At 60.4% G+C, this 19,228-nt stretch carries 17 protein-coding genes; 9 read left to right on the top strand and 8 right to left on the bottom strand.

Going from position 1 to position 19,228, the window contains the following annotated elements; genetic code table 11:
- Window positions 1-123: 123 nt before the first annotated feature.
- Window positions 124-1,164, bottom strand: coding sequence for a D-xylose ABC transporter substrate-binding protein (xylF, locus tag LVY75_26880; protein XAZ22407.1), 1,041 nt, complete (start codon window positions 1,162-1,164; stop codon window positions 124-126).
- Window positions 1,165-1,390: 226 nt separating this feature from the next.
- On the opposite strand from xylF, the gene LVY75_26875 reads away from it, so the two are divergent.
- Complete coding sequence (locus LVY75_26875) at window positions 1,391-2,614, top strand: ROK family protein (GenBank protein XAZ22406.1); 1,224 nt, start codon at window positions 1,391-1,393, stop codon at window positions 2,612-2,614.
- 327 nt (window positions 2,615-2,941) lie between these two features.
- Here the strand turns inward: LVY75_26875 and iolG are convergent, their stop codons facing one another.
- Entirely contained in the window at window positions 2,942-3,934 is a 993-nt protein-coding gene (gene iolG / locus LVY75_26870; GenBank protein ID XAZ22405.1) for an inositol 2-dehydrogenase, read from the bottom strand.
- 199 nt (window positions 3,935-4,133) lie between these two features.
- On the opposite strand from iolG, the gene LVY75_26865 reads away from it, so the two are divergent.
- Window positions 4,134-4,403: a hypothetical protein gene (locus LVY75_26865; protein XAZ25842.1), complete on the top strand. Its 270-nt coding sequence runs from the start codon at window positions 4,134-4,136 to the stop codon at window positions 4,401-4,403.
- Between the two features lie 140 nt (window positions 4,404-4,543).
- Here the strand turns inward: LVY75_26865 and LVY75_26860 are convergent, their stop codons facing one another.
- Entirely contained in the window at window positions 4,544-5,434 is an 891-nt protein-coding gene (locus LVY75_26860) for a Hint domain-containing protein (protein ID XAZ22404.1), read from the bottom strand.
- Between the two features lie 322 nt (window positions 5,435-5,756).
- Entirely contained in the window at window positions 5,757-6,218 is a 462-nt protein-coding gene (locus LVY75_26855) for a hypothetical protein (protein ID XAZ22403.1), read from the bottom strand.
- 132 nt (window positions 6,219-6,350) lie between these two features.
- On the opposite strand from LVY75_26855, the gene LVY75_26850 reads away from it, so the two are divergent.
- Window positions 6,351-6,905: a putative glycolipid-binding domain-containing protein gene (locus tag LVY75_26850; protein ID XAZ22402.1), complete on the top strand. Its 555-nt coding sequence runs from the start codon at window positions 6,351-6,353 to the stop codon at window positions 6,903-6,905.
- 23 nt (window positions 6,906-6,928) lie between these two features.
- Here LVY75_26850 and LVY75_26845 read toward each other — a convergent pair whose 3' ends face one another.
- Window positions 6,929-7,942 carry a LysR family transcriptional regulator gene (locus LVY75_26845; GenBank protein XAZ22401.1) on the bottom strand — a complete coding sequence of 338 codons (1,014 nt, stop codon included), beginning with the start codon at window positions 7,940-7,942 and terminating at the stop codon, window positions 6,929-6,931.
- A gap of 270 nt (window positions 7,943-8,212) precedes the next feature.
- Here LVY75_26845 and LVY75_26840 point away from each other — a divergent pair, with 270 nt between their 5' ends.
- The 6 genes from LVY75_26840 (at window position 8,213) to LVY75_26815 (ending at window position 16,527) form a co-directional block, all read left to right on the top strand.
- Window positions 8,213-9,277: a sugar-binding protein gene (locus LVY75_26840; GenBank protein ID XAZ22400.1), complete on the top strand. Its 1,065-nt coding sequence runs from the start codon at window positions 8,213-8,215 to the stop codon at window positions 9,275-9,277.
- A gap of 93 nt (window positions 9,278-9,370) precedes the next feature.
- Window positions 9,371-10,909 carry a sugar ABC transporter ATP-binding protein gene (locus tag LVY75_26835; GenBank protein XAZ22399.1) on the top strand — a complete coding sequence of 513 codons (1,539 nt, stop codon included), beginning with the start codon at window positions 9,371-9,373 and terminating at the stop codon, window positions 10,907-10,909.
- Entirely contained in the window at window positions 10,906-12,114 is a 1,209-nt protein-coding gene (locus LVY75_26830; GenBank protein XAZ22398.1) for a sugar ABC transporter permease, read from the top strand. Before LVY75_26835 ends, LVY75_26830 begins: the two co-directional genes overlap by 4 nt.
- 107 nt (window positions 12,115-12,221) lie before the next feature.
- Window positions 12,222-13,217 (top strand): GguC protein, encoded by a 996-nt coding sequence (locus tag LVY75_26825; protein XAZ22397.1) that lies wholly within the window; start codon window positions 12,222-12,224, stop codon window positions 13,215-13,217.
- Window positions 13,218-13,291: 74 nt separating this feature from the next.
- A complete protein-coding gene (locus LVY75_26820; protein XAZ22396.1) occupies window positions 13,292-14,725 on the top strand; it encodes an aldehyde dehydrogenase family protein in 1,434 nt (477 codons plus the stop codon).
- Between the two features lie 62 nt (window positions 14,726-14,787).
- A complete protein-coding gene (locus LVY75_26815) occupies window positions 14,788-16,527 on the top strand; it encodes a dihydroxy-acid dehydratase (GenBank protein XAZ22395.1) in 1,740 nt (579 codons plus the stop codon).
- 192 nt (window positions 16,528-16,719) lie between these two features.
- On the opposite strand, the gene LVY75_26810 is transcribed toward LVY75_26815, so the two are convergent.
- From LVY75_26810 to LVY75_26800, 3 genes are all read right to left on the bottom strand, one after another.
- A complete protein-coding gene (locus LVY75_26810) occupies window positions 16,720-17,313 on the bottom strand; it encodes a nucleotidyltransferase family protein (GenBank protein XAZ22394.1) in 594 nt (197 codons plus the stop codon).
- A gap of 85 nt (window positions 17,314-17,398) precedes the next feature.
- Window positions 17,399-18,031 carry a DUF2268 domain-containing protein gene (locus tag LVY75_26805; protein ID XAZ22393.1) on the bottom strand — a complete coding sequence of 211 codons (633 nt, stop codon included), beginning with the start codon at window positions 18,029-18,031 and terminating at the stop codon, window positions 17,399-17,401.
- 105 nt (window positions 18,032-18,136) lie between these two features.
- The gene (locus LVY75_26800; protein ID XAZ22392.1) at window positions 18,137-19,195 is read right to left on the bottom strand and encodes a response regulator; all 1,059 of its coding nucleotides are present in this window, start codon (window positions 19,193-19,195) and stop codon (window positions 18,137-18,139) included.
- Window positions 19,196-19,228: the final 33 nt, after the last annotated feature.

Raw genomic sequence — 19,228 nt, 5'->3', positions numbered from 1 at the left:
AGGGAATCAAAGCATCCGCGATGTGCGCGAGAACGGAGAAGCGCCATCCGACGGCTTCATCCGGCATCCGGCGCCGCAGCGGAGGCCGCTGCGGCGCCGATAGTTCAGATCGTCAGGCGAGGATTAGTCGCAAGCCTTGACGGAGCCGGCCTTGACGCCCTGGCAGGCTTCAGCCTTGGAGATCCAGCCGGCGTCGATGACGACGTTCAGGTTGTCCTTGGTGATGGCAAGCGGGGTCAGGAAGATCGACTGCATCTTCACCTTCTTCGGGCCGCCTTCGAAGGTCTGCACGCCTGCAACCTTGTCGAGGGCAGTGCCGCCGGCGAGATCGAGAGCGATTTCAGCAGCGCGCTTGCCGAGTTCACGGCTGTCCTTCCAGACCGAAACCGTCTGCGTGCCGAGAGCGATGCGGTTCAGAGCAGCCTTGTCGGCGTCCTGGCCGGAAACCGGAACGGAGCCGGCGAGGCCCTGTGCGTCGAGAGCGGCGACGGCGCCACCGGCCGTACCGTCGTTGGAAGCAACAACCGCGTCAACCTTGTTGTTGTTGGCGGTCAGGAACTGCTCCATGTTGCGCTGGGCATTCTGCGGCAGCCAGCCGTCGGTATAGGCTTCGCCGACATTCTTGATCTTGCCGGCGTCGATTGCAGCCTTCAGGACTTCCTGCTGACCTGCGAAGAGGAAGTCAGCGTTCGGGTCGGAGGACGAGCCCTTGATGAATACGTAGTTGCCTTCCGGCTTGACCTTGAAGACTTCCTGAGCCTGCAGGCGGCCGACTTCCTTGTTGTCGAAGGTGATGTAGAAGGCAGACGGGTTTTCGATCAGGCGGTCGTAACCGACGACCGGGATACCTTCGCTGGCGGCCTTTTCAACTGCCGGGCCGATTGCGTCGGAGTCCTGAGCGAGAATGATGAGGGCGTTTGCGCCCTGGGAGATCAGCGACTCGACGTCGGTGAGCTGCTTTGCAGCCGAAGACTGTGCGTCAGCGGAAATGTACTTTGCGCCCTTGGCTTCCAGAGCCTTCTTGATTGCTGCTTCGTCCGTCTTCCAACGCTCTTCCTGGAAGTTCGACCAGGAAACGCCAACGACGAGGTCGGCAGCCATGGCAGCCGACTGCAGCGAAACGAGGATGGCAGCGCCTGCCATCAGCTTATAAATAGACTTCATAATGTCCTCCCGAGTGAATTGCAGCCGGCCCAGCCATTGCTCCTCCGGCCACCGCGAAAGCCTGTCCAGAAAGGTTCGGATTTTTTTCTCGACAGTCGAGAAATTTAGTGTCAGAGATTTTTTCAACTGTCAACACCGCACTACCGGCTTAATTTCCTTTGACGAAAGCGGCCGGAGATGCTGTGGCAATGAGGGGCGGAACGAACGGGGAAGAGGGCGGCGATAGATGCTGACCAAGTCGAGCACGGAGCTCGTACGGCAGAGAAACAGCGTGCTCGTGCTCGCCACTCTCCGCCGCCACGGGGCGCTTGCTCATACTGAAATATCCGATTTTACGCGGCTGTCGTCCGCGACCGTTTCTGCGATCACGGCCGATCTCGAAAAGGCACAGGTGATCGAAAAATCCGAGCAGCAGGCGGCCAGCGGGCGAGGGCGCCCGCGCGTGCTTTTGCGCCAGCGGCGCGACTGCGGCTATCTGATCGTCGTCATCATCTCCTCGGATGCCGTGCAATATTCGCTGGTCGATTATTCGGGCAAGCTGATCGATCGTTTCAGCGAAGACAGGTCGCATGATCCCGCAGGCGCAGGCCGGTTCGTGAACGGGGTGCGGCAGGGGCTCGAGCGCATCCTGTCACGCTCGCGCATCGAGCGGGACAAGGTGCTGCTCATCTCGATCAGCAGCAAGGGGCTGGTCAATTCCTCCGAGCCGGTTCTCGTCTGGTCGCCGATCTTCGGCAGCGACCAGATCGATTTCGAACTGGCGCTCAAGCCGGGGTGGAAGGCCAAGGTCATTCTCGACAACGAGACGCTGCTGGTCGCCGCGGCGCTGGGCGCGCATGAGGAGAATGTGAAGGGCGGCGATTTCCGCTCGCTGGCGGCCCTTTCGCTCGGCCACAGCATCGGGCTCGGCATTATCAGGCGAACCAACCATGGCGGGCATGACGTCTCGGCGCCCAATTTCGGGCACATGCTGCATATGGCCAATGGCGGGCTTTGCCGCTGCGGCACGCGCGGCTGCATCGAGGCCTATGCCGGTTTCTACGCCATCCTGCGTACCGCCTTCGAAGTGCCGCTCGATACGATCCCGGCAAAGTTCGTGCCGCTTGCCGAGCTCGACAAGATCGCATCCAGGGCGCGGCAGGGCCACCGTATTTCGGGCTTCGCCTTCCGGCAGGCGGGGCTTGCTCTCGGAAACGGCCTGTCGCGGATGCTGAGCCTGACCGAGCGCATGCCGATCGCGATCACCGGGCCAGGCACGCGCTATTACGATCTGCTGCGGCAGGGCATCGAGGAGGGGCTCGGCCAATCCCATGTGGTGCGCATGGAGGGCATGCCGGACCTCAGGGTCGTCGCCGACGAGCAGATTCTCGTCTTCGAAGGACATCTGAACCGCGCACTGGCGGTGATTGATGAGGATATCGTCGTGGCGGGTGTGCAGGGCGGAGATTAGTCGCTCCCCCCTTCGCCCCATCGAGGAGAAGGTGCCCGAAGGGCGGATGAGGGGGCCTAACCGCCGACAGATATTTCTTTAAGCATCCGTTATAATACCGTTTAGGCCTTGGAGCACCCCGCTAGGTTGGACCAGCCCGCCTTTATGCTCGCGGCCCCCTCATCCGACCCTTCGGGCCACCTTCTCCCCGATGGGGCGAAGGGGCAGGCACCGTGGAAATCCCCTTTTCCTTGTGGGGAGGGGGCTTTGAGCCAAACGCTTCAAACGAGAAATGGCCGGGCGGGTGCCCGGCCATTTCTCATGATGGCGACCGTCGGGAGAGGGCGGTCAGCCGATCTTTACGAGCTTGCCTTCCTTGACGGACTGGACGGCGGCGTCCGCGAGCGCGAGAGCGGCCAGGCCGTCGGCGCCCGACGGCGAGATCTTCGAGCCCTTTTCGATCGCGGAGATGAAGCTTGCGATCTCGTTGGCATAGGCTTCAGTGTAGCGGGTCATGAAGAAATCGTGCAGCGGCGGGCGGGTATAGCCTTCGCCATTTGCGACTTCGATCGAGACCGGGCGCTGGTTCTCGGCCGAGACGACGCCCTTGGAACCGTGCGCCTCGATGCGCTGGTCATAGCCATAGGTGGCGCGGCGCGAGTTGGAGATGATGGCCTGCTTGCCCGAGGCGGTCTGCAGGATGACGGAGACGCTGTCATAGTCGCCGGCCTCACCGATCGCCTTGTCGACGAGGACTGCGGCGGTTGCGACGACCGAGACCGGCTCTTCGCCGAGCAGGAAGCGGGCCATGTCGAAATCGTGGATCGTCATGTCGCGGAAGATGCCGCCCGAACGCTTGATGTAATCGACCGGCGGGGCACCCGGATCGCGCGAGGTGATCGTCACCATCTCGACGTCACCGATCTTGCCGTCGTCGATGACCTTGCGCACGGCCATGAAATGCGGGTCGAAGCGGCGATTGAAGCCGACCATCAGCTTGGCGCCGGTCTCTTCCACGACCTTGATGCAAGCCTTGACGCGGGCAACATCGAGATCGATGGGCTTTTCGCAGAAGATCGCCTTGCCGGCGCGGGCGAAGCGCTCGATCAGGTCGGCATGGGTATCGGTCGGCGTGCAGATGACGACGGCGTCGATATCCTTGGCGGCTTCGATCGCTTCGATCGTGCGCACTTCGCAGCCATAGGCGGAAGCGATTGCTTCTGCAGCCTGCGGGAAGGCGTCGGCGACGGCTACGAGCTTTGCATTGGCATCGCCGCTGACGGCCTTTGCATGGACCTTGCCGATGCGGCCGGCGCCGAGAAGACCAAATCTCACTGTCATTTACTGCCTCCCTATATTCGGAACAAATAAACCGAATTGATATAAGTTTGGAATTTTCATTCCATTTTCCATTCGCCGCGTCAAGCCCGCGGCTCTTTCACATTTGTGAATTCCATCCTAAAGACAAGTGATGTCATCGCAACAGCGAGACGGGCGTCATCACAGCAGTGAGGCGCGTTATCACAACAATGAGACGAAGATGCAGCTGATCGATCCCAACCACCCGACCTATCGACACCTTTGGGTTCGTATCCTTATCGTGGTGGTCTGCTTCGGATGGGCGATCTTCGAATTCATCGGCGGCGACCCCTTCTGGGGCGTGCTTGCGGGCGGCGCCGGCGCCTATTCCTTCTATATGCTGATCTGGACCTTCGATCCGAAACCGCCGGAGACGGCGGCGGTGGTCACTTCCGATGATGAGGAAGAGGCAGACAAGTCTGCAACGGAAGAAGAGAAGAAGGGCGAATAAGAAAAGCGCGGCGCGATCTTTCCGATGCGCGCCACGCGTTTCTTTCTTCTATGCATGTCGTCTGGCAAGACCGCTGCGCGGTCTGCGCGACTGAGCTCTCCGGTTTCGAGATGCGCCCCGGCGAGCAAGCCGGCTGCGGATCAGAGCGACAGTTCCCTGGCCTGCGCGTCGATCTTCCTGCAGGCATCCCCGAACGGGTCGCGCGCCGGCACCAGGGGCGAAACGCCAAGGAGGAGGAGCGCTTTCAGGTGCTTCCAGCCACCTTCCTCGCCCAGCACCGGGGCATAGGATGTCATCACGCCGGGCCTTTCGCCATAGAGGCGCTTGAACTCGGCGAAATTGGAGAAGGCCTCGTGGTTGTTGTCCACGAGATGGAAGCTCTCGGCCGCCGCACCTTCGGCCAGGATGGCCTCATGCGTATCGAGCAGAACGGCATAATATTCGAGCGGCATGTCGTCGGCCGGAGTGACCGGTGCAATGGTCGTGCCGTTGACGAGATCCTTCACGCGGATCAGGACGCCGTTCAGAAACAGCGCATGGCCGGATGACAGGTAGAGATCGGAGTGCGGGGTGCGGCCGTCCAGCGCATGGCGGCGAATGCGGACCGGTACGACGGCTTCCTGCCAGCGTGCGCCGTTCTTCCTGAAGGCCTGGCGGCCGACCCACCTGATCGGACGAGTGCTTCCATCCGGAAGGGCAACGCGATCGCCGGCACGCAGATCCTCGACAGGCCTTTCACCGCAATCCGTGAGGATCCCGGTTCCCCGCAGGAAGCACTGCGGACCGCCGCCGCCACCGCCTCCGCCGGAACCACCGCTCCCCCCGGAGCCTCCGTGCCCGCCGGAACCGCCGTGTCCACCCGAGCCACCGTGCCCCCAACGGCGTCCCAATGCACTCGCAGGAGATGTGGAAATTGCCGTGGCCAATGCCGCCACGCCCGCGAGCCGTACACCGGCGGCAGCGGCGACACCTAGAAAATGTCTGCGCGCGGTATTGTGCGGCAGAAGCTTCGGATCTTCCGTGGATGACATGGCGATCTCCTTTGAAAACAATCACATCGAGCCATGTTACAATAGGTTGCATTGCATACAACTTCGCCTAATAGCGCGAGGGTTAATGAAAAGGGAGTAGGGCGTAGTATGGCGGACCTGTAGAAGTTATGCCGTCACACGCACCAAAAGCTGATGAGGTATATGCAATCGCCGCGCGAAAAAATGACGACGCAGCACACCACCTAGATGCGCCGCCCGGGCCATCGGGCGAAGCAGCTTGAAGACCCATCGAAAACGCGTCGAAAGCTCCAGTCTTTCAAACGCTGGAATCTATCATATCCTCCGGTCGGAGGGGGAAGTTTCAGCTGCGCGGCAGACGGCGCGTCGCCTCGTCGATCAAGAGGTTGGCGATCATCATGCGCCTGTTGGCATTGTCGCGGAACGGCTGGGCTACGCTGTCGGGATGATTGGCCTTGGCGAAGGTGCGTCGCTTCTCATTGAGTATCTGCAGCGTGTCGGCGGCGGAAATCGCGAGTTCGGTGGCGATCTGTTCCGGGGCAATGCGGCCCAGATGCGCAGGCATGACCGGTTCGGGTTCGGGCGCCGGCGGCTCTGCGGTCGCGGGTTCGGCGCCGAGATTGTCGAAATAGGCCTCGCCGACCCTTTGCGAAGCGGCCGAGACACCCTCCATTACATCGAAGGCGAGGCCGGTCGAGAAGCCGGAGACGCGATGGACGGCCGGTTCCTGCGCATCGCCGGAGGCTTGGTCTTCCGCCTTCAGCCGTTCGAGAACGGATTGGAATATCGATTGTCCGAACAGCATGCGCCTTCCTTTTCGAGCGGCGCATTAGACGGCGCCAAGTTGGCGCAGGGCTGGATTCGAGGCAGGATCACGGGATCTCTCCGGAGCCGGCGGCGGTAGGAGGCAGATGCGGATGAGAAAATGGGGGCGTGGATGGCAGGTTGGAAGCGGACAGTGCAATGGACCGACTGGAACGGAGACGGACTTGAGACTCTTTCCATCGCCCACAATGACGAGGACGTGCTTGCGGAAGGTATCGTGAGCGGGCATTTCGAAGCCGGCAAATACGATCTGAACTACCGGCTGACGATAGATCCGCAGTGGCGGGTACGCGACGTCAGGGTTCAGATCGTCAACGGTCCGCGACTGCATATTCTGTCCGACGGCCTTGGTCGCTGGGTCAGCGAGGATGGCACGGAGCTTTCCGATCTGGCCGGGTGCCTGGATGTCGATATTGCAGCGACACCATTCACCAACACCCTGCCAATTCGACGGCTAGGGCAAAAAACCGGTGTCGCCGAGGAGATCAGCGTTGCCTATGTTTCCCTTCCGAACCTTATCGTCGAACCTGTCCAGCAGCGATATACCAAACTTGCCGGGAACCGCTTTTTCTATGAAGGCCTGTCAACCGGCTTTGCCGCCGAACTTGAGGTCGATGGCGACGGCATCGTGCTGGACTATCCTGGCGTTTATAGAAGGTTGTCGTAACGGTCGCAGTCTGGGGCTCGGCGCTAGCCCTCGGCCTGCCGGATGCTTTCTTCCAGGATGAGGTCATAGAGGAGCCGAGCGCTCGGCGGGAGGGCGCGTTCGCGGACGGTGATCAGGCTGTAGGGCTTGACGTTGATCTCGAAGTCGATCGGCAGGATGCGCACGTCCGAGGCGTTCGAACTCTGCGAGGCGAGAAACTGGGCGACATCGACGGCGACGGGGGCAATGGCATCCGTCTCGCAGATGATCGCGCAGGTCAGCAGCAGCGAAGAGGTGTTGACGATGTTTTGCGGAAGCCGAACGGCGCGCGACAGGAAGATATCCTCTATCGTGCGGCGCAGCAGCGTGCCCGGCGGCTGGAACACCCAGTCGTAATCCTTGATCTCCGCCAGGCTGCTTGGGCCTGTCTTCTTCTTCAATAGGGGATGGCGGCTGCGGACGATCAGGCAGGCTTTCTCGACGCCGATCTCGCGGACTTCGAAAAGGCGCGGGTTGAGATCGTCGGGGATGCGGCTGATGATGAAGTCGTGGCGGGCGGCGAGAAGTTCGCGCGCCAGGACATTGCTGGTCTCGACCTGGATGTTGACCTCGATGCCGGGAAAGGTCTTGCGCACCGTGTTGATGGCGGGAACGACGAGGCTCATGGCGGGTGCGGTGACCGCGCCGATGAAGACCGATCCGCCCTTGCCGCTCTTTAATTCGCCGATCTCGCGGCTTGCCTCACGAAGCTCCAGAAGGATCTTGCGCGCGCGTCTCGCGAGCGCTTCCCCGAAGGTCGTCAGCACCACGCCACGGGCAACCCGTTCATAGAGTGGAGTCTTCACGATCGACTCCATATCGGACAGCATTCGGGAGGCTGCCGGCTGCGAGATGTTGAGTACTTCCGCGGCAGCCGAAATCTGCCCGCTATCTTCGATTGCGACAATCATACGCAGGTGATTCAGCTTAAGTCCCGCTCGTAGAAAGCTGTCATCGCCAAAATTGTCGCTATGAATGTCGACATGTTCCAATGAAAAGAGCTCGGAGATAATCGTCATGGTTGCAGCCTCCCCACTGCGTTCCATCAAAAGTAATACTTTTTAACGATATACCAAAATTGTTATGCACATTACCAGTTATTCTATTTGACAGTTATAGGAATCCATACCAGTTTGCCGCCGTGTGCTGGTTGGCACTCAACACGTGTGAGATCGTGGAGGAGACCTACTTCGTTTCTCACCATCTGAAGTAACTATCCAATACGGAACCTGCCACAGTTTCGGGGCGGGCGATTTTTCGTCCGTTAATCTTTAACAAGGGAGAGAGAAATGAAATCCATTATCTCATTGATGGCTGCGGCCGCCTTTGGCGTCGCATCGTTCGTTATGCCTGCTCTGGCGGCAGACAAGGGCCTGGTTGGCATCGCAATGCCGACGAAGTCCTCCGCTCGCTGGATCGATGACGGCAACAACATCGTCAAGCAGCTCCAGGAAGCCGGCTACCAGACCGACCTGCAGTATGCTGACGACGATATTCCGAACCAGCTTTCGCAGATCGAAAACATGGTCACGAAGGGCGCCAAGGTTCTCGTCATCGCTTCGATCGACGGCACGACCCTTTCGGACGTTCTCCAGAAGGCCCATGACGCCGGCATCAAGGTCATCGCTTATGACCGCCTGATCCGCGACTCTGCCAACGTTGACTACTACGCCACGTTCGACAACTTCCAGGTTGGCGTTCTCCAGGCTGGTACGATCGTCGACAAGCTCGGCCTCAAGGACGGCAAGGGCCCGTTCAACATCGAACTCTTCGGCGGTTCGCCGGACGACAACAACGCCTTCTTCTTCTATGACGGCGCAATGTCTGTCCTGCAGCCCTACATCGACTCCGGCAAGCTCGTCGTGAAGTCCGGCCAGACCGGCATGGACAAGGTCGGCACGCTGCGTTGGGATCCGGCAACGGCCCAGGCCCGCATGGACAACCTGCTCTCGGCTAACTACACCGACGCCAAGGTTGACGCTGTCCTGTCTCCGTACGACGGTCTGTCGATCGGCATCATCTCGTCGCTGAAGGGCGTCGGCTACGGTTCGGCTGACCAGCCGTTGCCGGTCGTCTCCGGCCAGGACTCGGAAATCCCGTCGATCAAGTCGATCATCGCTGGCGAACAGTATTCGTCGATCTTCAAGGACACCCGCGACCTCGCAAAGGTCACCGTTCAGATGGTTGACGCCGTCATGTCCGGCAAGGAGCCTGAAGTCAACGACACGAAGACCTACGACAACGGCGTCAAGGTCGTTCCGTCCTACCTGCTGAAGCCGGTTACCGTGACCAAGGAGAACTACAAGACGGTTCTCGTTGACAGCGGTTACTACAAGGAAGATCAGCTGAAGTAATTATGAATGGCCGGAACCCGCGTGATTGCGGGTTCCGGTCTTCGATTCTATGATCGCCGGGCCAGTTTCGGTCGCGGCGTTGGGTTTTTAGTCATGGACAATACAATCCTCGAAATGCGGAACATCACCAAGACGTTCCCGGGCGTGAAGGCGCTCGAGAATGTGAACCTCAGGGTTCGCCAGGGTGAGATCCACGCATTGGTGGGCGAAAACGGGGCCGGCAAGTCGACCCTGATGAAAGTGCTCTCCGGCGTCTATCCGGCAGGAAGCTATGAAGGCGAGATCGTCTATGAGGGCGATGTTCGCAATTTCAAAGTCCTGAAGGATTCGGAAGAAATCGGCATCGTCATCATCCATCAGGAACTGGCGCTCGTGCCGCTCCTGTCGATCGGCGAAAACATCTTCCTCGGCAATGAAAACGCCAAGAAGGGCGTCATCAGCTGGGAAGACACATTCAATCGCACCAAGCAGCTTCTGGCGAAGGTAGGCCTTCGCGAATCTCCGAATACGCTCGTGACCGACATCGGCGTCGGCAAGCAGCAGCTCGTCGAGATCGCCAAGGCGCTGTCGAAGAGCGTCAAGCTGCTCATCCTCGACGAGCCGACGGCATCGCTGAACGAAAGCGATTCAGACGCGCTCCTCAACCTGCTGATGGAATTCCGCAGGCAGGGTATCACCTCGATCATCATTTCCCACAAGCTGAACGAGATCCGCAAGGTCGCCGACCAGATCACGGTCCTGCGCGACGGTATGACCGTCAAGACGCTCGACTGTCACAAGGACGAGATCAGCGAAGACATCATCATCAAGAATATGGTGGGCCGCGACCTCGCCGACCGTTATCCGCCGCGCTCCGTGCCGGTGGGCGAGACCATCTTCGAGGTGAAGAACTGGAACGCCTTCCACCAGCAGCATCGCGACCGCCAGGTCCTGCACGACATCAACGTCAATGTCCGCAAGGGCGAGGTCGTTGGCATCGCCGGCCTCATGGGTGCTGGCCGCACCGAATTCGCCATGAGCGTGTTCGGCAAGTCCTATGGCCACAAGATCACCGGCGACGTCTTCGTTGACGGCAAGAAGGTCGATACGTCGACGGTGCGCAAGGCGATCGACGCCGGTCTCGCCTATGTGACGGAAGACCGCAAACATCTCGGCCTCGTGCTGAACGACAACATCCTGCACAACACCACGCTCGCCAATCTGCTCGGCATTTCGAAGAACACCGTCATCGACGACATCAAGGAGATGAAAGTCGCGGCGGACTATCGCTCGAAGCTGCGCATACGGTCATCGGGCATCTTCCAGGAAACGGTCAACCTGTCGGGCGGCAACCAGCAAAAGGTCGTGCTGTCGAAGTGGCTGTTCTCCGATCCCGATGTTTTGATCCTGGACGAGCCCACACGTGGTATCGACGTTGGCGCAAAATACGAAATCTATACTATCATCAACCAGCTTGCCGCCGATGGAAAGGGCGTTCTGATGATCTCGTCAGAAATGCCTGAACTGCTTGGCACATGTGACCGCATCTACGTGATGAACGAAGGACGCATCGTCGCCGAACTGCCGAAAGGAGAAGCAAGCCAGGAAACCATCATGCGCGCTATCATGCGCTCAGGGGAGAAGAAACAATGACTCCTGTCAACCCGACATCCACAGAGGAAAGCAACGTCGTTTCGATTGCCGACTATATCCGCGGCAACATCCGCGAATATGGCATGCTGATCGCACTCGTCGCGATCATGATATTCTTCCAGTTCTACACTGGCGGTATCCTGTTCAAGCCGGTCAATCTGACGAACCTCGTGCTGCAGAACTCCTTCATCATCATCATGGCCCTCGGCATGCTGCTGGTGATCGTTGCTGGGCATATCGACCTGTCGGTCGGCTCCATCGTTGCCTTCGTCGGCGCGCTGGCGGCCATCTTCACCGTTTCCTGGGGCATGAATTTCTGGCTGGCGGGTCTGCTCTGCCTGATCATCGGCGGCTTCATCGGTGCGGCACAGGGCTATTTCATCGCCTATCACCGCATCCCGTCCTTCATCGTGACGCTTGCCGGCATGCTGGTTTTCCGCGGCCTGACGCTCACCGTTCTCGGTGGCAAGAACATCGGCCCGTTCCCGAAGGAATTCCAGGTCATCAGCACCGGCTTCCTGCCGGGCGACATGATCGACATCTTCGGTATTCCGACCCAGCTCACCTCGCTGATCCTGACCGTCATCATGCCGGTCATCCTCTTCTACCTCGCCTGGCGCCGCCGCAAGGTCAATGAGAGCCACGGCATCGACGTCGAGCCGATGGGCTTCTTCATCGGCCAGAATGTCCTCATTTCGCTCGCCATCGTCTGGCTCGGCTGGCTGCTGTCGACCTACAAGGGTCTGCCGAACGTTCTGATCGTCATGCTGGTCCTGATCGCGGCGTACAGCTTCGTCACCCGCCGCACGACGATCGGTCGCCGCATCTACGCCATGGGTGGCAATGAAAAGGCGACCAAGCTTTCCGGTATCAACACCGAGCGCCTGAGCTTTTTCACCTTCGTAAACATGGGTGTGCTTGCGGGTCTCGCCGGCATGATCGTTGCGCTGCGCCTGAACTCGGCAACGCCGAAGGCCGGTGTCGGTTTCGAACTTGACGTCATTGCGGCCTGCTTCATCGGCGGCGCGTCGGCTTCGGGCGGCGTCGGCAAGATCACCGGTGCGGTTATCGGCGCATTCATCATGGGCGTCATGAACAACGGCATGTCGATCGTCGGTCTCGGCATCGACTTCCAGCAGATGGTCAAGGGCGCCGTGCTTCTCGCTGCCGTCTTCTTCGACGTCTACAACAAGAACAAGGGCTGAGGCCTAACTCAGCCTGCGCATTCGCAGTCGTATGAAAACGAATTCCGGCTCCTCGGGGAGCCGGAGCGGCGTAGCTTTGCCGTCGCCGAACGAAAAGGATCAGGACCGTGCTTATTTCGCAGATCAAAGGCTCCAACGGAGAGATCATCGTCGCCGCGCGCGAACCGGGTGCCGCCGCCAAGGCCGTCAAGGGTGCTACGAGCGTCTACGCTCTGGCGATGGAAGCCGCAGATGGCGGCAAGTCGCTCGTCTCCGTTATCGAGGCGCATGGATATGGCGACGCCGTCGATCTTGAAAAGGCTTACGCCGAAGGCCGTTTCCTGCCGCCGATCACGCATCCGGATGCAGCACACCTGCATCTGACCGGCACGGGCCTGACGCATCTGGGTTCGGCCGCAACGCGCGATTCCATGCACAAGAAGACCACGGAAGCGGCAGAGGAAACGCTGACCGACTCCATGAAGATGTTCAGGATGGGTCTCGAAGGCGGAAAGCCGGCGGCTGGCCAGAAGGGCGTGCAGCCCGAATGGTTCTACAAGGGCAACGGCTACGGCGCTGCAGCTCCGGGCGCTCCGCTCGTCTCGCCGTCCTTCGCGCTCGACGGCGGCGAAGAGCCTGAAATGGCCGGCATCTACGTGATCGCCAAGGACGGCACGCCGTTCCGTATCGGCTTTGCGCTATCGAACGAATTTTCCGATCACGTCACCGAGCGGATCAACTATCTCTTCCTCGCCCATTCCAAGCTGCGCCCCGCAAGCTTCGGTCCGGAAATCCGTATCGGCGTAGCCCCCGAGGATATCCGCGGAACGTCGCGCATCAAGCGCGGCGACAAGGTCATCTTCGAAAAGCCGTTCCTGTCGGGCGAAGCGAACATGTCGCACACTTTCGCCAATCTGGAATATCACCATTTCAAATATGGCCTCTTCCGCGTGCCGGGTGATGTGCATGTACATATGTTCGGTACGGCGACGCTTTCCTTTGCCGACGGCATCAAGGCGGAAGAGGGCGATGTCTTTGAAATTGAGGTGGCCGAATTCGGCCTGCCGCTGCGCAATCCGCTGAAGGTTGCCGCCGAAGAAGAGATCGCCGTCAAGCAGCTCTGATTTCAACTGTGATCTCAAGGGGCCGGCCGCCACGAAAGCCGCCGGTCATTTGACATAGAGGAGGCTCCAAGGCCATGACCGTCCATCAGAATCTCATTGCCGGCGAATGGACCGGCACGAATGCCGCCGAGAATATCAACCCGTCCGACACGAACGAAGTCGTCGGTCTCTACGCTCAGGCGAGCGCCGAGGATGCGAAGGCTGCCATCGCTGCCGCGAAGGCTGCCTTTCCGGCCTGGTCGCGTTCCGGCATCTGGGAGCGCCACGTCATCCTGAAGAAGGCCGGCGACGAGATCATGGCGCGCAAGGACGAGCTTGGCGCGCTTCTCGCCCGCGAGGAAGGCAAGACGCTTCCCGAAGCGATCGGCGAAACGATCCGCGCATCGCAAATCTTCGAATTCTTCGCTGGCGAAGCGCTGCGCCTTGCCGGCGAGGTCGTTCCCTCGGTGCGCCCGAACATTGGCGTCGAGATCACCCGCGAGCCGCTCGGTGTCATCGGCATCATCACGCCCTGGAATTTTCCGATCGCCATTCCGGCCTGGAAGATCGCGCCGGCGCTCTGCTACGGCAACACCGTCGTCTTCAAGCCGGCCGATCTGGTTCCCGGCTGTTCGTGGGCGATTGCCGATATCCTGCATCGTGCAGGCCTGCCGAAGGGCGTTCTGAACCTCGTCATGGGTAAGGGCTCGGTCGTCGGCCAGGCCATGCTCGACAGCCCTGACATTGCCGGCATCACTTTTACCGGTTCGACCGGCACGGGCAAACGCGTCGCCACTGCTTCCATCGAGCATAACCGCAAGTTCCAGCTGGAAATGGGCGGCAAGAACCCGATGGTCGTGCTCGACGATGCTGATCTCACCGTTGCCGTCGAGGCCGCCGCCAATTCCGGCTTCTTCTCCACGGGCCAGCGCTGCACCGCTTCGTCGCGCCTGATCGTCACCGAAGGCATTCACGACAAGTTCGTTGCGGCACTCACCGAAAAGCTGAAGACCGTCGTCGTCGACAATGCCATGAAGCCCGGCACCCATATCGGCCCCGTCGTCGATGCCCGCCAGCTTCAGACCGACACCGACTACATCAAGATCGGCAAGGAAGAGGGCGCGAAGCTCGCCTTCGGCGGCGAACTCATCTCGCGCGACACGCCCGGCTTCTACCTGCAGCCGACGCTCTTTACCGAAGCGACGAACCAGATGCGCATCTCGCGCGAAGAGATCTTCGGGCCTGTCGTTTCCGTCATTCGCGTGAAGGATTACGAAGAGGCGCTGGCGACCGCCAACGACACGCCATTCGGCCTGTCGGCGGGCATTGCCACGACGAGCCTCAAGCATGCGACGCATTTCAAGCGCAATTCCGAGGCCGGCATGGTGATGGTGAACCTGCCGACTGCCGGTGTCGACTTCCACGTTCCCTTCGGCGGCCGCAAGGGCTCGTCCTACGGCCCGCGCGAGCAGGGCAAGTACGCCGCCGAATTCTACACAACCGTCAAAACCGCCTATACGCTGGCCTAAGACAAAGCGCGATAACCCTGATCGTACGAGGCGGTCAGGGGATATCCTGAGGGACAGAAATTATGAAGAAGAAAGCAGAATGGCCGCGCAAGTTGCGCTCGCAGGAATGGTACGGCGGCACGAGCCGCGACGTGATCTACCACCGCGGCTGGCTGAAAAACCAGGGTTACCCGCACGACCTGTTCGACGGCCGCCCGGTCATCGGCATCCTCAATACCTGGTCGGACATGACGCCGTGCAACGGTCACCTGCGCGAGCTCGCCGAAAAGGTGAAGGCCGGTGTCTGGGAAGCCGGTGGTTTCCCGCTTGAAGTGCCCGTTTTCTCGGCCTCTGAAAACACCTTCCGTCCGACCGCGATGATGTATCGCAACCTCGCGGCGCTCGCCGTCGAAGAAGCGATCCGTGGCCAGCCGATGGATGGCTGCGTGCTGCTCGTCGGCTGCGACAAGACCACGCCTTCGCTCCTGATGGGTGCTGCCTCCGTGGACCTGCCGTCGATCGTCGTTACCGGCGGTCCGATGCTGAACGGCTATTTCCGCGGCGAGCGCGTCGGTTCGGGCACGCATCTGTGGAAGTTCTCCGAAATGGTGAAGGCCGGCGAGATGACGCAGGCTGAATTCCTCGAGGCTGAAGCTTCGATGAGCCGTTCGTCGGGCACGTGCAACACGATGGGTACCGCTTCCACCATGGCGTCCATGGCTGAAGCGCTCGGCATGGCGCTGTCAGGCAATGCCGCGATCCCGGGCGTCGATTCCCGCCGCAAGGTGATGGCGCAGCTGACCGGCCGCCGTATCGTGCAGATGGTCAAGGACGACCTGAAGCCTTCCGACATCATGACGAAGCAGGCCTTCGAAAACGCCATCCGCACCAATGCGGCCATCGGCGGTTCGACCAATGCCGTCATCCACCTGCTCGCCATGGCCGGCCGTGTCGGCGTCGATCTGACGCTCGACGACTGGGACCGCTGTGGTCGCGACGTGCCGACGATCGTCAACCTGATGCCGTCGGGCAAGTACCTGATGGAAGAGTTCTTCTATGCCGGCGGCCTGCCTGTCGTGCTGAAGCGCCTTGGCGAAGCCGGCCTCCTGCACAAGGATGCAGTGACGGTTTCGGGCGAGACCGTCTGGGACGAAGTCAAGGATGTCGTCAACTGGAACGAAGACGTCATCCTGCCGGCTGAAAAGGCATTGACGCAATCCGGCGGCATCGTCGTGGTACGCGGCAATCTGGCGCCGAAGGGCGCTGTTCTGAAGCCGTCCGCCGCTTCGCCGCATCTGATGGTGCACAAGGGCAGGGCGGTCGTCTTCGAAGACATCGACGACTACAAGGCCAAGATCAACGACGACAATCTCGATATCGACGAGAACTGCGTCATGGTCATGAAGAACTGTGGTCCGAAGGGCTATCCGGGCATGGCCGAAGTCGGCAACATGGGTCTGCCGCCGAAGGTGCTCAAGAAGGGCATCACCGACATGGTGCGCATTTCCGACGCCCGCATGTCCGGTACGGCCTACGGCACCGTCGTTCTGCATACCTCGCCGGAAGCTGCCGTCGGCGGCCCGCTCGCCGTCGTCCGCAACGGCGACATGATCGAGCTCGACGTGCCGAACCGCCGCCTGCATCTCGACATTTCCGAAGAGGAACTGGCGAAGCGTCTGGCCGAATGGCAGCCGAACCATGACCTGCCGACCTCGGGTTACGCCTTCCTGCATCAGCAGCATGTCGAAGGTGCCGATACCGGCGCCGACCTCGACTTCCTGAAGGGATGTCGCGGAAGTGCAGTCGGCAAGGATAGCCACTAACGGGCCCGTCCTCCAGAGATACGCCGATGGAAAGGCGGGGTGAGAACGCCGCTATCGTGAAATACTTCTGTCGCGAAATTCCGCCCCTCGTGGTGTTTCGCGACAGAAATTTGCGGGAAGGTCAGGGCCGGCGGCTTCGTCTTGAAGGTTCCGAGTTCCGCAAAGAAGACGGAACGCGGAAAATGCGAACCGTCAATGTGGCTGCGGATCGCAGTCCCCGATCTGATCATCGATAATCGTCAGCCACGGCCATCGCTGCACGTACTGTGCGCATTTATCCAGAAATAGGCCACGCTGAGGATTGGCAGGGTTCAGGCGCAGGATGCCGTTCCACATGTCATCCAGGCCGTCAGGCGCATAAAGGCTGCCGTCATGAAGGCGGATGCCGACCCTTGTGCAAAGGGTGAGATAACGGTCGATGCCATCCTCCGCCTTTTGTAGCTTTGGGTATTCGGCTCCAAACTTGTCCCTGTACCAGAGATGGACCCGAGCCTGGTTCCTGACCTCCACCTTGACGGGCAGATCGTCGACCGCCTTCTGCACGTTGCGAATAACGAGGTCTTCGGCCTCCCATGACAGGTCGGCGTCATCGAAGTAGAAGACGTCGTAGTCCTTTATCCCGTACTGCGGATCATAACCCGATTTCAGGTTCCAGACCGTCTGCACGAGGCAGCCGGCAGTCAGAATGGCCTCGGGAACCCCCAGGGTGCGCAACCGGCTCAACAACTCGGCGTTTATCGGGTTGCGGCGGACAGACGCCATGAATTGCTGCTCGCTAAGCGACATAGCCTCTCCCTCGTCTATAGCTTCGCCAAACCAATTATCCCGAAAATGCCACCTGTGTTGGCTGAAACGCCGGGCGGAGCGAATTCTAGATTTGATCCAGAGAAGGTCTGAACGCCGATGCTGCTGCGTGAACCAGGGCAGATGATCTTTGGCCCGTTCGCATCAGGCAATCAGCGACGAGCTGGAAACCCATCGAATATCCCAGCTGGCCGGGGAAATCGGCTGTGCCGAAGAACCAGGCCTCATGGTCATAGCTGCGGCTGTCCCACTCCCCAGCTGCATGCGTCACATATTTGCGGATCTGATCCCTCGGCAGTCTTTCCCAGGGCTCAAGCGGACCGCCATAGATTTCCTGCGCAAAATGCCCCGCCAGGCCTTCAGAGACGAATGCTTCCCCCAGTGAATTTCCGTATCCGGGTCCATCCCATCGGGCAGCGTGATGCAGCTCATGCACAAACATCCGCTCCAGGGATGCGTCAGCGTTTGCAGCAAGAACCGGGTTGGCGGGGTCGACCGTGACATAGATCAAGCCGGGCTCCGGCGCATATCCAACATGACCCTTTTCAGGAAGTACGCGGGCTCCGGCTTTCACGACGACATCGACGGGCTCTATGCGCAGTAAAGCGCTCCCCTTATCGAATGCGTCGGACAGCCGGTTGTCCAGCCAATCCCGCAGGTCCGAGAGCGCGCCGCGTGCATCAAGAAAATGAAGGTTCATGCGAGACATGGCTGCACTATAGGCTCATACGGAGGATTTCGGCAATTGGCCGCCGTTACCGGCTCGCCGATCTGTCGGGAAAGCGTCGCGGAACCCGATCGGATGTCAACCGCTGGAGCGCAGGCGGTCTTCTTCCATCTCAAACTGATCGAAGAGCAGACGGATCTCCGGCCATTTGCGGCGGAAAGCCGCCACGCAAGCCGGATCGAAATGCGTGCCGCTGCAGGCGATGATTTCCCGGAAGGCTTCGTCGATCGGCCATGCCCGCTTGTAGGGGCGCTCGGAGCAGAGTGCATCGAAGACGTCAGCAACGGCGACGATACGGGCCTCGATCGGTATCTCTTCGCCCGCAAGGCCCTGCGGGTAGCCGGTGCCGTCCCATTTTTCGTGATGCCCGCCGATGATGGCGGTAGCAACGCGCGAAAGCTCGGCGGAACTGTTGCGCAGGATCGAAACGCCGATCGGCACATGCTCGCGCATCTTCTCGATCTCATCCGGCTCCAGCTTGCCTGGCTTCTGCAGGATGGCGTCGGGAATGCCGATCTTGCCGATATCGTGCAAGGGGGCGGCGAGATAGATGTTGCGGCGCTGGATGCGGTCCATGCCGAGGCCCTCGGCAATCAGTTCGGCAATGTTGGCGACACGCTCGATGTGATCGCCGGTATTGCCGTCACGCGAGGCCATGGCTTGCGCCAGGCACCAGACGATTTCCTGTTCGCGGATATCGGCCCGTTCGGTGGCGCGGCGGAAGGCCTGATCAAGCGAACGGGCACGATCGACGAGGGCAAGCTGGGCGCTGCGCAGGGCGAGAAGGTTCAGGATGCGGGCCTCGAGCTCCAGCGGATCGAAGGGTTTTGCGAGGAAGTCCGTGGCACCGGCCTCCAGCGCTTCCAGCCGCACGGCGCGTTCCGTCTGCGAGGTGATCATCACGATGGGCACGGTCTCATAGCCGCGCTGGCTGCGCAGGCGGCGGATTACGGCGACGCCGTTGAGTTCGGGCATCATATAGTCGACCAGGACAAGATCGAATTCGACGTGCGTCGTGCGCTCGAGGGCTTCCAGCGGATTGGTGAAGCTTTCGATTGCGCAGCCGGCGAAGCGGCGGACGGCGGTTTCAAGGGCAAGCAGGCTGGATTTGCTGTCGTCGATAAGAAGAAGAGACATAAAACGACCTACTGAAATCTCAAAACTGGCCGG

The organism is Sinorhizobium sp. B11 (assembly GCA_039725955.1).
Lineage (GTDB): Bacteria > Pseudomonadota > Alphaproteobacteria > Rhizobiales > Rhizobiaceae > Rhizobium.
The sequence above is the reverse complement of the archived record's forward strand: the minus strand, read 5'-3'. Positions and strand labels throughout refer to the sequence as shown.